Here is a 17463-nt window from a genome sequence, read left to right as displayed (position 1 = left end):
TATTGCCATGACTAATCTATCGACACGCCTCCGAGAAGGCACGATGCAATCCCACACCACAGCCGAAAATACGGCATTTATGAAATGCTTTCTCAAAGGCATTGTGGAACCGGAACCTTTGCGTAAACTATTTGCCGATTTGTACTTTGTTTACAGCGCCCTAGAAACGGCTTTGCAAAACCATGTCAACCACCCGATTATGGGGACTCTCTATTTCCCCGAGTTAAATCGCACTGAGAATCTGGCTTGCGATCTAGCTTTTTATTACGGTGAAAATTGGCTGGAGGAAATTACGGCTTCGCCAGCGGGTTGCGTGTATCGCGATCGCATTCAAAGCCTCTCAAAAACCGATCCAGTCCTGCTGATTGCCCATGCCTACACCCGCTACATGGGTGATTTATCCGGCGGACAAAGCTTGAAAAACGTAATTCGATCGGCGTTGTCTCTGCCGCCGGATCAAGGAACAAATTTCTATGAATTTTCCCAAATCTCGACACCAGAAGCAAGGCGAGTATTTAAGGAACGCTATCGCCAAACCTTTGATGAGTTTCCGGTGGATGCTGACACGATCGAGCGAATTGTCGCAGAAGCAAATACGGCATTTGCCCTCAACCGGGAGGTGATGCACGAACTCGAAGCCGATGTAAAAGCTGCGATCGGAGAACATACCTTTGATTTGCTGACTCGGCAAGATCGCCCCGGTAGCACAGAAGGCCGCAGCCCTCATGCCAAGCGAGAATCTGTCGCGAAATAACTCGCCCAAGGAAAACAAGATCGATCGTATCTCTAAAATATGCCGGGGCTCTGAACTTACACAACAACAGAAGGACACATTAGTTAATGAAACAGTTATCACAAACGGTTGAATTTGATGCTGCATTGTTGAATACATACAACCAGCCTTTACCCCGCTATACCAGCTATCCACCCGCCACTGAATTAACTACTGACTTCGATCGCAACGCATTTAAAACCGCGATCGCCGTCGGGAATCACAAACAAACCCCCTTATCGCTTTACTGCCACATTCCGTTTTGTGAAACGCCCTGTTATTTCTGCGGCTGCAATACCATCATCACCCAGCGCAAGGAGTTAGCAGAACCCTATTTAGGCTATCTCGCTCGCCAAATTCACCAAGTTGCCAGTTTGGTGGATGCCGATCGGCTGGTGCATCAGTTGCACTGGGGAGGCGGCACGCCCAACTATCTCGATCGAAGTCAGGTAGAGTGTCTCTGGAACCAGTTAAATCGATATTTTCGGTTCGATGACGCTGCAGAAATATCGATCGAAGTCAATCCTAGCTATATCGATCGCGAATACATTCTCTTTTTGCGACAATTAGGATTCAATCGGATTAGCTTTGGCATTCAAGACTTTAATCCCACCGTGCAGGAAGCAATCAATCGGGTGCAGCCCGAAGCGATGTTGTTTGATGTGATGGATTGGATTCGGGAAGCTGGGTTTGAAAGTGTCAATGTAGATTTGATTTACGGCTTACCTTTCCAGACACAAGCAACGTTCCAAGAAACGGTAAAGAAGACCTTGCAATTAAATCCCGATCGCATTGCCGTCTTTAATTTTGCCTATGTTCCCTGGCTCAAACCGGTTCAGAAACGGATGCCGGAATCTGCTTTGCCGACTGCTGGCGAAAAGCTGAAAATTATGCAACGTACGATCGCCCAACTGACCCAAAATGGCTATGTGTTTATTGGTATGGATCACTTTGCCAAGCCCAATGATGAACTAGCGATCGCGCAACAAGCTGGGCAACTACATCGGAATTTTCAGGGGTATACAACCAAGCCCGAATCGGATCTGTTGGGCTTTGGCATGACTTCCATCAGTATGTTGCAGGATGTATATACCCAAAACCACAAGCGATTGAAAGACTTTTATCGGGCGATCGATGCGGGTGAATTAGCAATCGAAAAAGGCGTTCGACTGAGCCAGGACGATCTGATTCGGCGCACGGTAATCATGGAATTAATGTGTCAATTCCAACTGTCAGTGCAAGATTTGGAAGAAAAATATCATCTCGGTTTCGATCTCGATTTCAATGACTATTTCGCTCGGGTTTTGCCCCAACTTGATGCCTTAGAAGCCGATGGGTTAATCAAACGTTGGGGCGATGGGATTGAAGTAACTGCGATCGGGCGCTTGCTAATTCGGAATATTGCATCGGTGTTTGATGCTTACCTCGGCGATCGTACAGGCGATCGTACAACCACAACCTTTTCCAAAGCCATTTGAAATTTTGTAATGCAAACAACTCCGACTCGAGCTCCGCTGGATTGGACTGCGGTCTTCTTTTTCACGACTGTTCATGCCCTCGCTCTCTTAGCCCCCTGGTGCTTTTCCTGGTCAGCCTTGGGGATGACCCTCTTTTTGCACTGGTTATTTGGCAGTATTGGCATTTGTTTGGGCTATCACCGCCTATTGAGCCATCGCAGTTTTCAGGTGCCTAAATGGCTGGAATATGCGATCGCCCTGATCGGTGCCACTGCTTTACAAGGAGGGCCAATTTTCTGGGTGGCGGGTCATAGGCTACACCACGCCTATACCGAGGATATCGATAAAGATCCCTACTCAGCCCGTCGGGGGTTCTGGTGGAGCCATATGCTGTGGATTTTCTACCCGCATTCAGAATTCTTCGATTATGAACAGTACCAGCGGTTTGCCCCCGATCTGACACGCGATCGATTTTATTGCTGGCTGAATCGAAACTTTTTGCTGCTGCAAATCCCCTTGGGGCTACTGCTGTATGCACTGGGGGGATGGTCATTTGTCATCTGGGGTATGTTTGTCCGAGCTGTTTTACTGTGGCATAGCACCTGGTTTATTAACTCGGTCACTCACCTGTGGGGATACCGTACCTTTGACACAAACGACAACTCCCGCAATCTTTGGTGGGCGGCCATTCTCACCTACGGCGAAGGTTGGCACAATAACCACCACGCCCATCCTAACGTGGCCAAAGCAGGCTGGCGCTGGTGGGAGTACGATCCTACCTGGTGGGCAATTTGGCTGTTAAAGAGATTGGGTATTGCCCGAAAAGTGGTGATGCCACCGACTCAAAATGGCACACCTTAGAATCACCAACAGGATTTACGCATGAGAGACCAAAAACCCGGTTTCTGCGTCAATATCTCACAGGAATATCGACGATTTTTCAGAGAAACCGGGTTTTGTGCGTAAGTTCTAATAAAAATATAGGAGCTCGAGCTGAAGCGATGTCTACAGTCACTACACCCTTTACTTCTGTTTACGGCCCAGTGCAATCCTGGCGCTTTGGGCGATCGCTAGGGATCGATCCGATCGGGCCTGATTCTACTTGCTCGTTTAACTGTGTGTATTGCCAGTTAGGTGAGATTGAACACCAGAGTTGCAACCGCCAGGTTTTTGTCCCGACTCAGAAAATTCAACAGGATCTGCAATCCTTCCCTGTCGGCGATGCGAACACCATCACCCTCAGCGGTAGCGGTGAGCCAACTCTGGCGCTGAATTTAGGCGAAATTCTGGTTGTGGCGAAGCAGATGACCGGGAAGCCGGTTGGGGTATTGACCAACGGCAGTTTGCTGGGCGATCGCGCCGTGTGTGACGAACTGGCGATCGCCGATTGGGTAGCTGTCAAAGTTGATGCCATTGCTGCTGAATCATTCTGTCGCATCAATCGCCCCATGCCAAGCATCAACCTCCAGGACATTTGGGCCGGTTTACTTCAATTTCGCCAACTCTATTCAGGACACCTGGCAATTCAGACGATGCTACTCACCGACTGGAACGAACAGGATCGGGCAGAGTACATCCGGCGGATGCAAGCATTATTACCGGACGAAATCCAACTCAACACGCCGACGCGACTTTGCCCCCTGACGCATCAGCTAGAAGCACGAGGGAACGATCCGCCCAAGGCCTGTTTATATCCGACAAGGCAACTCAAGCAAGTCCATCCTGAAGTGCTACAGGTTTTTGGCGATCGTATTGAACGTGTCACAGGAATTCCAGTGCGTTACCCATTATTAAAACAAGAGGCAAAGAACCGATGAAACCTCAGAAAACAAACCCATATTTTCAGCTTTTAGAATTTCTCCCTGGCTATCTCAACATCATGGGATATGTAGACGAGTCGGAAGTGAATGGGCCGGGTCGTCGAGCCGTCATCTGGGTGCAAGGATGTCTGCGGGAGTGTCCGGGCTGCTTTAATCCGGCTTCTTGGTCTTTTGAGATCGATCGGCTAATCAGCGTTGATGCCCTTGTCCAGCAGATTCTCAGCAATCCTCGCAATCAAGGCGTCACTTTTTCGGGCGGAGAACCTTTTTGGCAAGTTCCTGCTTTGGCAGATTTGGCACGCCAAGTCAAAGCAGCGGGATTAAATGTCATGTCGTTTACTGGCTTCACGTTAGAACAATTGCGATCGGAACAGGGGCCCGCCGGTGCTGAGGAGTTGCTGGAACAACTCGATATTTTAATCGATGGTGCCTACGTGCAGTCTTTGGCAGTCCACTCACCCGATTCTCTCGTTTCTTCCAGCAACCAGCGCGTACATCTTTTCAATCCTGCTTTTGGGAATCGACTCACTTGGGCGAGCGATCGGATTGAGATTCATATTCTCAAAGATGGCAGTCGGATTTTCACAGGCTACCGGGGTCAAATGAATCTGGCTGAGTCGGAGTTATGAACCCGATCGCATTAAGCATCGAGCATCCAAGCAATACACTTTTGCATTTGATTGCTCATTGTTTGTCGATCGGCATTATACCTGCGGCCGTGTCCCGGCAACACCCATTCAAACGAGTAATTAGCCAAATTCTGCATAGATTTGATTTGTTCCGGCCAAGAATACCAACAGACATCGTGAAAGCCAACTAGCTGCTGCAAACTTTCCGACCAAGCAAGATGGTCGCCACTGAACAAAAACTTGTTATTGTAAAGCAAAACTGTGTGACCTTTCGTGTGGCCGGGAACAGGTACAATCAACAAATCATCGGCTATTTGATGCGGTTTGCTGCCCGACAATTGAATTTCAACACTGCGAGTATCCGCGTTAATTTCGTCAGCATGGAGAATGCGATCGCACCCAAAATGGTCGTGGTATTGTTGATGATCTGCCACATCATCGCGGTGAGTCAAGTACATATAGCGAATGCCGCCCATTGCTTCTATGTTTTTGACTAGCGGCGGCACAAAACGGGGAGAATCAACTAAAATATTTCCTTCGGGGCGGACAATTAAATAGCTGGCTGCGGCGTAGGATTTCTCTGAGTGGTAGCCGCAGTGATAGACATTTTCTGCTACGAGTGCGGGCAACAGTTGCTGGGCTTGTTTGATGCTTTTGGGTTTTTCTACAGTGCCGATCGAACTTGTGGGACAAGACAAAAGAGCCGCGAGCGATCGCATTTCTTCAGTTTCATTAGTTGGCTGGTGGTAAACAGCAGACTGTTCTCCTGCTTGAGTAAATACTTCAGGTGCCATCCACCGACAAGTATCACAGTCAATGCAGGTATTGTCTACATAAAAGTTACCGTTAATATTTTCACTACGCCTCCGATTAATGTTAGCCATTTTTCTACCTCTTAATAACCCATATAAATTATGGTAACTTACTATAATGACTACCCCCGACATCCCGCCGGAGGTTTAAACCCTTCTCACAGACCAATCCGGTTAAAACTCACCTCTTGCACCATTCTCAAGAACGGGCTCTCCGGCCCGTTCCACAAGAGATTAATTTTCTTGTGGAACAGGCCGGAAAGCCTGTTCCTAAAAGGATTATTGACAATGGTGTAAGATCTAAGTTGCAATCAACAATTCTACCGCTGCTGATCCGCTGGAAAAGCACCCGCTTTCACCGCCACAGTAACAGGTTGTCCGCCGCGGCTCAATTCAAGCTGCAGATCGCTGCCCACTGTACTTTTCTCAACAATTTGCTGTACGCTGCCAGCATCAGTTACTTCTGTACCGTTGATTTTCTTGATGACATCGGCAAGGCGAACTCCAGCTTGTGCCGCCGGAGAATTTTTCGCAACTCCCAAAACTAACACGCCTTTATCTTCAGTCAGCCTCAATTTGGTGTTGGGATTTTGATTAAATTCTCTCTTGATTTCGGGAGTAATGCTCAACATCCGAACGCCGAGATAAGGATGTTCGGCTTTTCCTGCTGTTACTAATTGGTCGGCAATTTGTTGTGCTCGATCGATCGGAATAGCAAAACCCAATCCTTGAGCACCTTGAATAATCGCCGTATTCATCCCGATAACTTGGCCGCGCTGGTTCAGCAGCGGCCCGCCGGAATTACCGGGATTGATCGCAGCGTCGGTTTGAATAAAGCTGACGCGCTTGTCGGGAACGCCGACATCGGCGCTAGAACGGCCTGTAGCGCTAATAATGCCCACAGTCACAGTATTGTCCAAACCGAGGGGATTGCCGATCGCGATCGCCCATTCTCCCGGCTGTAGTTCTTCTGATTTGCCCAAATTCACCACAGGCAAATTGTTAGCTTCTATTTTAACAACAGCCACATCAGTAACTGTATCGACGCCTAAAACTTTGCCGACAAATTCGCGGCCATCCTTCAGTTTTACCGTCACCGTATCCGCGCCATCAACAACGTGAGCGTTAGTCAAAATGCGGCCGTCGGAACCAAAAACAAAACCCGAACCCGAACCCCTTTCTACTCGATTTCCTGGCTCAATCGGAGATTCCGGGCCGAAGAAACGGCGGAATTGCTCGGGGATCTCATCTGGAACTTGGTTCCTCACCGTGCGAGAAGAATTAATCCGCACCACTGCCGGGCCGACTTCCTGGACAACTTTAGTGACAAAATTAGAGTCTTGAGAGGGTAATATATTTGCAGGCAATGCTGAGATTGGCGCTGGAGTTGAAGGTTGAGCTTGAATCGCGTTAGAACTTCCAGGAACTTGAGAAGTTAGGGCATTGCACCCAACAGTTGCAGTGGAGCCGAGTAAAAGGAGAGATAAAAAAGCAATTTTTTTCGGGAAAGCAAAACTGCTAGAACGCTGAGATGCAGGCATATTTTGGGTTGACATAGTATTGATTTGGTGGGAGTTAGAGCGAGAGTTATAATTATGGTTTTGCATTTTTAGCACCTACTGTAATTAAGTTAGAAGTACAGGCTCTTTAATTTTAATTCAAGCATTTGTGATGTCTGCTTGAGTGGTGGGGTTTACCCTACAAGGTGGGGTAGAAACCGGACAGCCGCAGGCAATTTGTTGATTCCAGCTTTTGAGAGCGATCGAACTCAGGTAGCACTGGCGAATTACCTCACACTTCCATAATCAAGACTACGATCGCAGACCAGGATATTCCGCATTGGCATGAAATATTCACAGGATTGATATCCGAACTCTACAACAGTCATGGACTCACAAAAACCCGGTTAAGAGTCAAAATCTTCGTTGCGAGCGATCGGCGTTAACGTATAAACCCGGTTTTTCACTCCGGCTGCATCCACCACAGGAGCTAAAGCACCCGGAAAGCCTAAGCCTCAAGCAGGAAGTAAAAAACCTGTAAATCCTCAAGCTAAAGTATTAACTAAACATAAGTCAAAATAACCGGAAAAACTCTGTTAAAATTTTAGATTTTAACAGAGTTGGCAATTTTATTGCTCCATAGGTTCAATGGAACTAACCGAATCGATTTCCCTCGACTTGTGCCTCGAAATTTCCAAAATATCAACAGTATTCTTAATAAAACCAGCCATCGGCACAGCAACTAACAAACCGGCTACTCCCGCCACCTTAACCCCCACCAGCAGCGCCACTAAAATCCACACGGGATTGAGACCGATAAAACCGCCTAATAACCGAGGAGCAACCCCGCTTTCAATTATTTGCTCAATTACTGTAGCGACAGCTAAAACTGTGACACCGAGCCAAAAGTTGTTTAATGCGATCAGCAAACTGACAATACAAATACTTAAAGGTGCTCCGAAGGGAATTATGGTCATTACACCCACACCCAAACCGAACAGCAGTCCGAAGGGAACTCGCAAAATTAAGAAAGCAACAGTCATCGACAGTCCCATCAAACCCGCCAAAGTTGCTTGCCCGACGAAGTAGTTGTGGAAGCTGCGCGCCAGCAAATGTCGCAATTGAAGGCTCAGCTTGGAGGGAAACCATTTAAACAAGCCTTCCCACACGCGATCGCCGTGCAAAAGCAAGTAGAATGTCACGACTATTGTGAGGAGGAAATTCAACAGGCCGTCTGCAGCACCCAAGCCAAATTTGAGAACTTCGCCAGTGAGTGACTGCAATTGAGATGAAAGTCGATCGCTCAATTTGGTAGTCAAACCGCTAACATCAATGCGGAGATTGCGATTCTCAGCCCACTTGTGGAACGCTTCAATCTGTTCTGTGCCAGAAACTATCCAAGTCGGCAGTCGGGTGGCAAGTTCAGTAATTTGGTTTAGCAGAATCGGGGCGAGAGTGACACCTAAAACCACCAATAGCAGTAAAGTCAAAAACAATACCGACAAAACTGCTCGATCGCGCTTCAGGCCGTATCTGTGCAGAAAGCGCACTGGATAATCTAGCAAAAAAGACAGCACTGTAGCGACGACCAAAACTGTAATCAGGGCGCGAAAATATTCAAAGACTAGGAGGGCTAACCAGCAGTTGAGTACCGCTAGGGGAAATACCAGTCCGTAAGTCCACCACTGCGGCAGTTGAGTGAAACGTCTCATCTAAGTTAATCGAGCTAAAATTTGAGATGCAAGATGTGAGATTGACACTGCTATTCGCCCTTCTCCGTTAACCATTTTATGTTGCATTTATTTATACCCGACCGCTGAAAATTCCCAGTTGCTCGACCAGCAGCGGAAATTGGGTTGCTGGCAGGCAGTGCCTGCCACAACCATGTTATATCGTTTCCGCTGCTATGGATATATCACCTGCGAAAAAAATATTTTTTGCTGTTGGCAAGGCAGCATTTTGCAGCGCGCGATTCAATCTTTTTCCCCGTGCCGTTCGAGAGCTAATTGAATTAAACGGTCTACTAATTCCGGGAAAGAAATGCCGTCCGCTGCCCACATTTGCGGATACATACTGGTAGCTGTAAATCCGGGGAAAGTGTTGATTTCATTAATCAAAACTTCTCCGGTTGATTCAATGTAGAAAAAGTCTACTCGGGCTAAACCTGCCGCGTCTACAGCCAAAAATGCTTGTACTGCCATTTCTTGGATTTGCGAGACGATCGCACCGCTGACTTTTGCCGGGATTGAGCAGTCGGCTTGTCCCAGGGTATATTTAGTTTCGTAGTCGTAGAAATCGCTTTGAAAAGTAATTTCTCCCACCGTTGAAGCTTTGGGATTGTCGTTACCCAAAACTGCACATTCTAATTCTCTAGCAACCACACCCGCTTCGACAATTATCCGCCTGTCGTAGCTGGCGGCGCTATCGAGAGCTGCTTCTAACTCAGCGCGCGATCGAGCTTTAGAAATTCCCACAGACGAACCCAAATTCGCCGGTTTAACAAAGCAAGGATAGCCCAAAGTTGCTTCAATTTTATCGCACAGTTTGGGGAAAACGCAAGGATTAGACCAGATTTCGGAACGGTTGACAGCGATGTATTTTACCTGCGGCAAACCAGCCTGAGCAAAAGCCATTTTCATCGCAATTTTATCCATTCCCAGCGCCGAACCTAAAACCCCGGAACCGACAAAAGGAATTTGCATTAATTTCAGCAACCCTTGCACCGTACCGTCTTCGCCGTTTGGTCCGTGCAAAACAGGGAACCAAACATCTACGGAATTAAAATTAGGAAACTGTCCAGCGGGAGAGTCGTTTTGTCCTATTTGTTCCTCTATTTCCAGAGGTTTTCCGGTGGCTAAGACTTCTTGAGGTAATGTTCCCGACAGCCAGCGGCCGTTTTTTTGGATGTAAAAGGGCAGAACTTCGTATTTAGAGGCATTTTCGTCAGCAGCGAGGGCACGGGCGATCGCCCGCGCCGAACTAATTGAGACTTCGTGTTCGCCCGATCGCCCCCCGAACAATAGCCCGATCCGCATCGTTGTCATTTTTCAATACTCCTAGCACTTTTTGACAAATATACACGCAGTTAGCGCAGCCAACGCAGAAACGAACCGCCTTAAAACTACTTATCTCCTCCCTCCCACTCTTCCTCTGTGTTCTCTGCGCTCTCTGCGGTTAAAATCCCCCCTCCCGCCTGTCAAAAGCCTGAATTCACCCCCGGTCATTTTCAGTTAAACCGTCGCCACAATCCACAGCAAACAGCCACATTTAATCCAAAATTGCATCATTTCCATCCGCATTCGCTTCCGGTTTCTTCCCCTGACTTGAAACAGTTTATTTCCTTCATCGTCTTTCCGCGCATCCCGATATTCCCGGAGTAAACATAAACGCTCAATACTCCAGTCCTCCTCAGTTGTAGGAATAGCTATTTGCAGCAAAATGCGAATTGGTTTATTCATAATTTGCTGCCGATATTCAATTATATCGTTTCCGGTTGCACCGGAATTATATAGAGGACACGGCAGTGCCGTTTCCCTACCGGGATTAATTGTAGGGAAACGGCACTGCCGTCTCGAAAGCTGTGGGTAATATTAATGCCGATGCTACCGGATTTGATATTACTTATTTCCACAAATCTAGTTGCAATTTGACACCCTAAAATTTTTGTTTTGAGTATTGAGTTTGCCAACATTATTTTTTGTAATTAAACCCAAAACTCAAAACTATTGCACTATTTCTCCTGTCAAACTAAAAGCGCGAATATCTGTAATTTTAACCCGCACCATTTTACCCGCCAATTCAGCAATATCGCCCTTAAAAAAGGTGAGGCGATTGCCGCCAGTGCGTCCCATCACCTGAGTTGAATCTTTAAGATTTTGGGCTTCCACCAAAACCTCTTCAGTGCGTCCGAAATAGCGCTGCGATCGTTCCATCGCCGTTGTTGTGACTACATGATTGATTCGCTGCAGGCGATCGGCTTTCACCTCCTCACTCAACTGATTTTCCCACAAAGCCGCCGGTGTCCCAGGGCGCGGCGAATAAGCCGCAGTATTCACCAAATCGAAACCAACATCTTCGATTAACTTCAAAGTCTTCTCAAACTGCGCTTCCGTCTCCCCAGGAAAACCGACAATCGCATCCGCAGTAATCGACGCATCCGGCATATAACGGCGAATTGTATCAATAATCCGGCGATATTTTTCCTGAGTATAGCCTCGCGACATCGCTTTCAAAATATCATTATCTCCCGACTGAAAAGGAATGTGAAAATGTTCGCAAACCTGCGGTAATTCCGCACAAGCCTTAATCAATCTCTCCGTAAAATAGCGCGGGTGGCTAGTAGCAAATCTGAGGCGATCGACACCAGGCACATCCTGCAAAAAATAAAGCAAATCCGTCAAAGTATGCTGGTTGCTGCCGTCCGGTTTTGTTCCCGGCAAATCGCGCCCGTAAGCATCAATATTTTGCCCCAACAAAGTTACTTCCTTGTAACCTTGACGGCCCAAATCCTCCATTTCCGCGCGAATTGCCTCCGGCATTCGCGACTGTTCAACCCCGCGAACATTCGGCACAACACAATAAGTGCAGCGTTCATTGCAGCCGTAAATTACATTCACCCAAGCAGTCACCTTGCTATCGCGGCGCGGCTTAGTAATATCCTCCATAATCTCAACAGCTTCAGTCGCCACAACTTGATTGCCCTCAAAAACTTGTTCCAGCAAATCTTCAAGTCGGTTAGCGTGTTGCGGCCCCATTACTAAGTCTAATTCCGGCACTCTCCGCAGCAGCGCTTCACCTTCTTGCTGCGCCACGCATCCAGCTACAATTAAAGTTAAACCCGGTTCTTGGCGCTTGCGATGAGCTTGCCTTCCGAGGTTAGAATAAACTCTTTGTTCGGCATTGTCGCGAATCGTGCAAGTATTGTAGAGAATCAAGCTAGCTTCGTTCGGGTCTTCCGAGAACTCAAAGCCCATATTTTCGAGAATGCCGGCCATCCGTTCCGAGTCGGCTTTATTCATCTGGCATCCGAAAGTAGTGATGTGATAGCGGCGGGGTTTAACGGTCATGGCGAATTGCAGGCAAATAAAAAATATAGGTTTTCAACCTTAACACTTTATTATAACACTTCTCTGTTAAACGACATAGGTCTGGCAATTGGGAATTTTAATAATTATAGGCTGTGCAATGCGCCCCTTATCCCTACAAATAGTTTTAGATACCGACAAAATCTGCGAAGTCTGGTATCTGCCTATTCTGTTTTTTTAGTGAGATAAAAAATGTAAAATTGTTTTGGCAATACCTTGTGCAGCCAAATAAGGAACCCCATTGCCAACAGTTTTAAACATATTAGTCAACGTCATCTTGGGCGGCAGTGCAAACTCTTTTGGCAGTGACTGAATAGCCAGTGTTTCTGCAACAGAAAGCCGGCGAAGTTTGTAAGGGTGCAAGTGAACTTCGTTATTGCCGTAACAAGCTGTTGGCGAATAACGCCATCGGTGCAATCGCTTGAAAGATTTTTTTGAATCATCTCCTTCATCAACGGAAGCAAACCGCTTAAGCCCTGCTTTGGGTTGGAAATAGTGTTTGGCATTGGGATGGTTGAGAACGTCATTTTTTTGGAACCAAAATTCTACCGTTAAATTTTGGGGAATGTCATCAGGACAAGGCACGAAAGCATCACCTGCAAAGGCAGTTCTCTCCGGCCAAGGATGAGAAAAAATTTCTGATTTGGAATATAATACCTGACTTTGCCAAGGAAATAAACTTTCGGGTAACATTTGGCTTTTTTCCTCTATGGAAATGCCCAGGTTTTTGACAAGGTTTTTTCTAAGCCCAATCAAAATAATTCTATCCCTATCTTGCGGGACACCGTATTCTATCGCATTAATTAAACGTTCGGCAAAAACGTATCCCGAATCAGCCAACTGATTTTTGAGTGCGTCGTAAAAAGCTTTATGTTTTTTGGTTCTCCACAAACCTTTGACATTTTCAAATAAAAAGAAATCTGGCTGCTGCTGACAAATCAATTCAATGTATGAAGCTGAAAGTTGACCTTTATCTCCTTCCCCACCCCGGTTTTTGCCACCAATAGAAAAGTCAGGACAAGGCGGCCCCGCGATAAATCCTACAATATCGTGATGCTTGCGGGCATCCTGCATCAATTCCCGCAGGCGAAAAGCTGGTTCTCCCCCTACAAGTCGAGTTACATCTGCTTCCTCTCCTTCGCAATATCCGTATTCTGGTAGTGGCAAATTCAGGCACTGCCGAGAATAGCGGTATGCTTGCATGAAAGGTGGAAAAATTTCATTGACATACGCTATATTAAAGCCGATCGACTCAAAACCCAGATCGAGAAAGCCTGCACCCGAAAAAAATGAGAATATACAGGGGATTGGGAATTGGGAATTGAGCATGAGGAATTGGTAATTGGTAGAATAGCCGGGGCGGGTTTATTAGATTTTGGGTTTGAGGCGATTATTGTGGGTCAAACCCACCGCTACAGGTATTATTACAACCATTGGCCGCCACGGAAACGCCAGTGGGGAAACAAAATCCGCATCAGTGTTTGGGATGCCAGATAAATAGCCAGCCACACTAAACTATAATGCAAAGCAAAAGCTCCCAAGTCAAAATCTTGTGCAGGTATCCCCGGCAAACCGATAATTTTGATTAAAAATAGCACAAAAAGTGCTTCCCAAATTCCAGCGAGTAATTGAAACGCGCCGGGCCAATCTCGATCCCAGCGAAACTGCTGGATGTAGATATATAAAGCATCCCAGCCGAGGCCCAAAATCGCTATATACCCTAAAATCCAGAAAAAGATTGAGCCTGATTGAGAAGTTATTAAACCTAGAAAAAATGGCAGTGTTACTAAAACGCCTACAGTTGCAAATAATAATATTCGAGTTTGCCATCGGCCAAATAAGGTGGGAGTCATTCGATTTTGGATTTGAGATTTTGGATTTGAGATTGAATGCGAAACGGTTTTGTTTCTAATCAATCTGGAGATTTATTAAAAATCCACTTCAACCATTGCACAAACGATCGCCAAACGCTCAATTTCCGCACACCAGCCGCTCGGTTGGCGGCCAGACTTTCAACGGAACGCAAGGCGGCGTATTGCAAGCCCAAAAAACTGTCTACTGGCGCGTAAGGCCCTCCCAAAGTAATCGCGCCTGCTGCGTATACCCGGCCTTCTGTGTTGCTAGCAGAAGAATTCCGCAATTCGGGCACTTCAAAATCGTTGTTAACACTCAGCCGGCCCAAACCGTTGAGGGGAAGATTGTATTGAGCTACCAAATCGTTTAATAGGGGACTGGTTTTTACCTTAGCGTCCAAACCCGTAGCATCAATAATAAAATCAGCTTCTAACTTAATTTGCCCCTTGAGTTCCTTCTCCTGAATGTACGTCACCGTGCGGTTTTGACTGTCGCGCTCGACTCGCTCGACTTCGCCGAAGGTAATTTGATACCATCCTTGACTTAAACCTTCTTTGACAATCCGCCGCCAGTCCCTGCGCTGCGCTGTAGTAGTGCCGCCCCAGTCTGTGAGCAACTGCGGGCGAAATTCGGGGGCGGCTTTTTCCAAAAGTACGCGGAGTTCCCCGCCCCAGCAAGCTTTCGGCCAGTTAAAAGGTTGAAATTCGTAGTGATTTTCCACGCTGCGCTGAGCGAGTTTAAATTTGTTACCTTGAGGTTTGGGCGATCGCATCAAATGCAATACTTGAATGTTGCGGTTCCGCTGCCGCGCTTCGTAAATTCGCTGCACCACCCGCGAAGCCACAATTCCCCGGCCTCTAATTAACACGCTGCCGCCGCTGGCCTCCAATTTTTCGTAAACGCCGTCGTGCTTTTCGTAAGCGTTGACAACCGACTCAAAATCCTGGGTTTTTTCGCGGTAAGCTTGCAAGTCCGGCAGAAATTGAATGGCGGGATAGCCGGTGGCCAAGTGCACGTATTTGGCGATTAAAAAAGCGTGGTCGCGGTACTCGGCATTCGATCGAGAATAAGCGATCGCGTACCTGCCGTCATCTGTTTTGCGAATCCCCCGCACTCTACCGTAGCGAAACATCTGATTCCACCCAATTCGATCGACTTCCCTGTCAATAGAATCAAACACATTCCCCGCGCGAGGCGTATAAGTTTCGGCAAAAGTCGGTTCGGCAAACACCTGCCACATCAACTTCAACGACATCCCCAAACGCCCTTTCAGCAATTCCTGCCAAGCTTCCCGCAAAGCATAGGGAGGCCACCCCCAAATGTTGTCTGGACAAGAGTCAGAATTCGATCGCAGGCGTTCCCGCAGCGGAATTTGAGAATTCTGGCACAAACGGCGATAGCGGGCGTAAGGTTGCTCTTCCATGCCCAAAACCGCAATTCGATCGGTTTTCACCCCGGAAATTCTCAGCAAATCCACCCACATCAAGCTGCCTAAACCCCCGCCAACGGCAGCCCAATCAACTTCTGCCACAGGGAGTCCCATAGATTGGAGCGATCGCATTGTCACTTGAGAAGCGTGCAAAAATGCGATCGGCGGAAATTCTCCCCTACTACCTGTTTGAGGAAGCGGCGACACCGGAGGCCGGCCAAATGCGGGGTCTGGCCCATTGGTCTGCGGGTTAAAGAAAATGTGAGAATTGACAGACGGCGTTTCAGGGGAATTAACAGCAAATGAAATGCCGATCGCGTAGGGCCCAACTTGCAGCATATCCCCGTTTGCCAGCACGCACCGGTTTTGGCGAATGCCGTTGACAAAAGTACCGTTGCGGCTGCCCGTGTCAGTAAGTACAATACTGTTGCCTTCGGTGCCAATCACTGCATGGAAGCGAGAAACTTGACTGCTGCTGAGGGCAATTCGAGAAACTCGTTCCCCGTTGATTGTGGCGGGCATAGCTTCAAAAATTCGTCCCAAAGCGATGGGTAAGTCGAGTATCGGGGATCGACAATCCCCCGTAGCTGTATCTGTCCAAGTCAGTCGCAGGCGCAATGGTTGAGGATTCATGTCGTTGAGCGCGAAGCTTTAAGCTATCAGTTATTAGCTTTAAGGATTTTAGGTAGGAGACCGATTTTGTAAAAAACGTTTTTAAGGATCGCGAATTAAATAATTTACACATATTTGTGGGACGGGCGGGACGCCCATCCCACAAGAACAATAAATTGTAAGTTATTTAATTCTCATTCCTAAGGTGAATAGTCCTGGACGCACGATTCTTTAGAAACCGGGTTTTTTTTACGAACAGACTCGTTGTAGACCGCACCCAACCTAAAAAATCCGGTTTCTCGGTTCCGATGCGTCCAGGACTGGTGAATGTATTTTGCTCGTTCAATTGCAAAAAACTCGCCTATTGCTTACTCGCATTTTCCCCTTAAAGTAAATGCAGCCCTGTTGGTACGGTTAAGATATTCCTTCGCCACTGTCAGCATTGCTTGGCCCAGTGCCTGCGCCTTGTCAGGATTTGCCTGCATTTGGCGATCGAACTCCATCATTAACAAACAGGTTGGCGCATCTGGAACAGACCAAAGTGAGAGAACAACACTTGTAACACCTGCGGTCATCACAGAAGCAGACGATCCAATCACGCCGTCGCCAGTAATGATACCTCTACCAGTATTACAGGCACTCAGCACTACTAATTCAGCTTGCAGTCGCCAATCGAGGATTTGATTGGAAGTCAGCAAGCCGTCATCCGTTTGAGATGCAGCCTGGGCAATCGCCCCGGGTAGTTCGCTCTCTTTTAATTCATTGAGCAACCCGTGAGTTGCTAGGTGAATAATTTTAGCATTCAACATCTGTTGCTTAATCGCGGATTCTGTTGCTTGTCGGCCAATTAGGAATAGAGTGTTGAAAATTTGGGCAATTGCGATCGCTTCTTTTTCCGATCCTGGCTGCCACTAACTGCCGACGCCAGTTGCCAATCTGAGATATTGCCGGATTTCTTACTATCAGTATTTTTTTTACTTATCAGTGCAATTGATAAATTTATCCTGTACGCTGTTTCGGTTTTCGGGTTAGTTGCAATATTTGAATCGCTGGTGTTATCAATTAGTTTGTTGGGCTATTAAGTATTTTGCCTCGGCGGGAGCATCTCATATTTGTAAAAACACTTCTTCTGGCTCCTTGCTTCTGACTCTTTCCTGGCAGCAATAGAGTCTCAAAAGTCCTATTTATAGCTGGGATGCTTTCATTGAGATGCTTCCAAAGCTATCGCCCTTTCCGCTGCGGCAATTTCTAGGACTGTATCGGTTTTATTATGCTGAGCAATTAAAGCTGTTTCCAGGAAATCACAGGTAAGCTGCTACGCAGCTAAACCGGATAAAATAGCATTGCCTTTATTTTTGATTTTTCGCTCCCATTTAATAACCATTTCTCCTTCATTTAATAATCTATGTAGTAATTCTGACAATTCTTCTACTGACTTAAACAGTCGATGTGCTATATATTCTTTCGCTGAATGCCAGACCAATTCAATCAAATT

Annotated in this window: 14 protein-coding genes and 2 pseudogenes; 5 read left to right on the top strand and 11 right to left on the bottom strand. The window is 47.0% G+C overall.

From position 1 onward, the window contains the following. Window positions 1-7 precede the first annotated feature (7 nt). The 5 genes from QUA99_RS08635 to QUA99_RS08615 all read left to right on the top strand — a co-directional run bounded on the left by QUA99_RS08635 (window position 8) and on the right by QUA99_RS08615 (window position 4678). On the top strand, window positions 8-754 hold the full coding sequence (locus QUA99_RS08635; RefSeq protein ID WP_333235733.1) for a heme oxygenase (biliverdin-producing): 747 nt from the start codon (window positions 8-10) through the stop codon (window positions 752-754). A gap of 86 nt (window positions 755-840) precedes the next feature. After that, entirely contained in the window at window positions 841-2250 is a 1410-nt protein-coding gene (gene hemN, locus QUA99_RS08630; RefSeq protein WP_333235734.1) for an oxygen-independent coproporphyrinogen III oxidase, read from the top strand. Window positions 2251-2259: 9 nt separating this feature from the next. Further along, window positions 2260-3090 (top strand): fatty acid desaturase, encoded by an 831-nt coding sequence (locus QUA99_RS08625; protein ID WP_333235735.1) that lies wholly within the window; start codon window positions 2260-2262, stop codon window positions 3088-3090. Window positions 3091-3230: 140 nt separating this feature from the next. Continuing rightward, on the top strand, window positions 3231-4046 hold the full coding sequence (locus tag QUA99_RS08620; protein WP_333235736.1) for a radical SAM protein: 816 nt from the start codon (window positions 3231-3233) through the stop codon (window positions 4044-4046). Further along, the gene (locus QUA99_RS08615) at window positions 4043-4678 is read left to right on the top strand and encodes a 4Fe-4S single cluster domain-containing protein (RefSeq protein ID WP_333235737.1); all 636 of its coding nucleotides are present in this window, start codon (window positions 4043-4045) and stop codon (window positions 4676-4678) included. Before QUA99_RS08620 ends, QUA99_RS08615 begins: the two co-directional genes overlap by 4 nt. A gap of 11 nt (window positions 4679-4689) precedes the next feature. Here QUA99_RS08615 and QUA99_RS08610 read toward each other — a convergent pair whose 3' ends face one another. The 11 genes and pseudogenes from QUA99_RS08610 to QUA99_RS08560 all read right to left on the bottom strand — a co-directional run. Continuing rightward, window positions 4690-5562, bottom strand: a complete 873-nt coding sequence (locus QUA99_RS08610; protein ID WP_333235738.1) for an MBL fold metallo-hydrolase — start codon at window positions 5560-5562, stop codon at window positions 4690-4692. 248 nt (window positions 5563-5810) lie between these two features. Then, window positions 5811-7046, bottom strand: coding sequence for an HhoA/HhoB/HtrA family serine endopeptidase (locus QUA99_RS08605; protein WP_333235739.1), 1236 nt, complete (start codon window positions 7044-7046; stop codon window positions 5811-5813). A gap of 572 nt (window positions 7047-7618) precedes the next feature. After that, window positions 7619-8701, bottom strand: a complete 1083-nt coding sequence (locus QUA99_RS08600; RefSeq protein ID WP_333235740.1) for an AI-2E family transporter — start codon at window positions 8699-8701, stop codon at window positions 7619-7621. A gap of 261 nt (window positions 8702-8962) precedes the next feature. Continuing rightward, window positions 8963-10033, bottom strand: a complete 1071-nt coding sequence (locus QUA99_RS08595; RefSeq protein ID WP_333235741.1) for a D-alanine--D-alanine ligase family protein — start codon at window positions 10031-10033, stop codon at window positions 8963-8965. Window positions 10034-10219: 186 nt separating this feature from the next. Further along, a complete protein-coding gene (locus QUA99_RS08590) occupies window positions 10220-10447 on the bottom strand; it encodes a hypothetical protein (RefSeq protein WP_333235742.1) in 228 nt (75 codons plus the stop codon). A 264-nt stretch (window positions 10448-10711) separates the two neighbouring features. Further along, the gene (gene miaB, locus QUA99_RS08585) at window positions 10712-12055 is read right to left on the bottom strand and encodes a tRNA (N6-isopentenyl adenosine(37)-C2)-methylthiotransferase MiaB (RefSeq protein ID WP_333235743.1); all 1344 of its coding nucleotides are present in this window, start codon (window positions 12053-12055) and stop codon (window positions 10712-10714) included. A 195-nt stretch (window positions 12056-12250) separates the two neighbouring features. Next, on the bottom strand, window positions 12251-13402 hold the full coding sequence (locus QUA99_RS08580) for a DNA cytosine methyltransferase (RefSeq protein WP_333235744.1): 1152 nt from the start codon (window positions 13400-13402) through the stop codon (window positions 12251-12253). A gap of 95 nt (window positions 13403-13497) precedes the next feature. Next, the gene (locus QUA99_RS08575) at window positions 13498-13926 is read right to left on the bottom strand and encodes a hypothetical protein (RefSeq protein ID WP_333235746.1); all 429 of its coding nucleotides are present in this window, start codon (window positions 13924-13926) and stop codon (window positions 13498-13500) included. Window positions 13927-13985: 59 nt separating this feature from the next. Beyond that, window positions 13986-15989, bottom strand: a complete 2004-nt coding sequence (locus QUA99_RS08570; RefSeq protein ID WP_333235747.1) for an FHA domain-containing protein — start codon at window positions 15987-15989, stop codon at window positions 13986-13988. 347 nt (window positions 15990-16336) lie between these two features. Then, window positions 16337-16861, bottom strand: a pseudogene (locus QUA99_RS08565) (CHAT domain-containing protein); the annotation flags it as partial. 422 nt (window positions 16862-17283) lie between these two features. Then, window positions 17284-17463: pseudogene (locus QUA99_RS08560) on the bottom strand (IS630 family transposase); the annotation flags it as partial.

Origin of the sequence: Microcoleus sp. F10-B2, from assembly GCF_036704965.1 — a bacterium.
Lineage (GTDB): Bacteria > Cyanobacteriota > Cyanobacteriia > Cyanobacteriales > Microcoleaceae > Microcoleus.
Note: the sequence above shows the minus strand (reverse complement) of the source record. Positions and strands in the feature narration are given on the sequence as shown.

Excerpts from the sequence above, each read along its gene's own strand:
- QUA99_RS08635 (WP_333235733.1), top strand. The coding sequence starts at position 8 with ATGACTAATCTATCGACACGCCTCCGAGAAGGCACGATGCAATCCCAC.
- hemN (WP_333235734.1), top strand. The coding sequence starts at position 841 with ATGAAACAGTTATCACAAACGGTTGAATTTGATGCTGCATTGTTGAAT.
- QUA99_RS08625 (WP_333235735.1), top strand. The coding sequence starts at position 2,260 with ATGCAAACAACTCCGACTCGAGCTCCGCTGGATTGGACTGCGGTCTTC.
- QUA99_RS08620 (WP_333235736.1), top strand. The coding sequence starts at position 3,231 with ATGTCTACAGTCACTACACCCTTTACTTCTGTTTACGGCCCAGTGCAA.
- QUA99_RS08615 (WP_333235737.1), top strand. The coding sequence starts at position 4,043 with ATGAAACCTCAGAAAACAAACCCATATTTTCAGCTTTTAGAATTTCTC.
- QUA99_RS08610 (WP_333235738.1), bottom strand. The coding sequence starts at position 5,562 with ATGGCTAACATTAATCGGAGGCGTAGTGAAAATATTAACGGTAACTTT.
- QUA99_RS08605 (WP_333235739.1), bottom strand. The coding sequence starts at position 7,046 with ATGTCAACCCAAAATATGCCTGCATCTCAGCGTTCTAGCAGTTTTGCT.
- QUA99_RS08600 (WP_333235740.1), bottom strand. The coding sequence starts at position 8,701 with ATGAGACGTTTCACTCAACTGCCGCAGTGGTGGACTTACGGACTGGTA.
- QUA99_RS08595 (WP_333235741.1), bottom strand. The coding sequence starts at position 10,033 with ATGACAACGATGCGGATCGGGCTATTGTTCGGGGGGCGATCGGGCGAA.
- QUA99_RS08590 (WP_333235742.1), bottom strand. The coding sequence starts at position 10,447 with ATGAATAAACCAATTCGCATTTTGCTGCAAATAGCTATTCCTACAACT.
- miaB (WP_333235743.1), bottom strand. The coding sequence starts at position 12,055 with ATGACCGTTAAACCCCGCCGCTATCACATCACTACTTTCGGATGCCAG.
- QUA99_RS08580 (WP_333235744.1), bottom strand. The coding sequence starts at position 13,402 with ATGCTCAATTCCCAATTCCCAATCCCCTGTATATTCTCATTTTTTTCG.
- QUA99_RS08575 (WP_333235746.1), bottom strand. The coding sequence starts at position 13,926 with ATGACTCCCACCTTATTTGGCCGATGGCAAACTCGAATATTATTATTT.
- QUA99_RS08570 (WP_333235747.1), bottom strand. The coding sequence starts at position 15,989 with ATGAATCCTCAACCATTGCGCCTGCGACTGACTTGGACAGATACAGCT.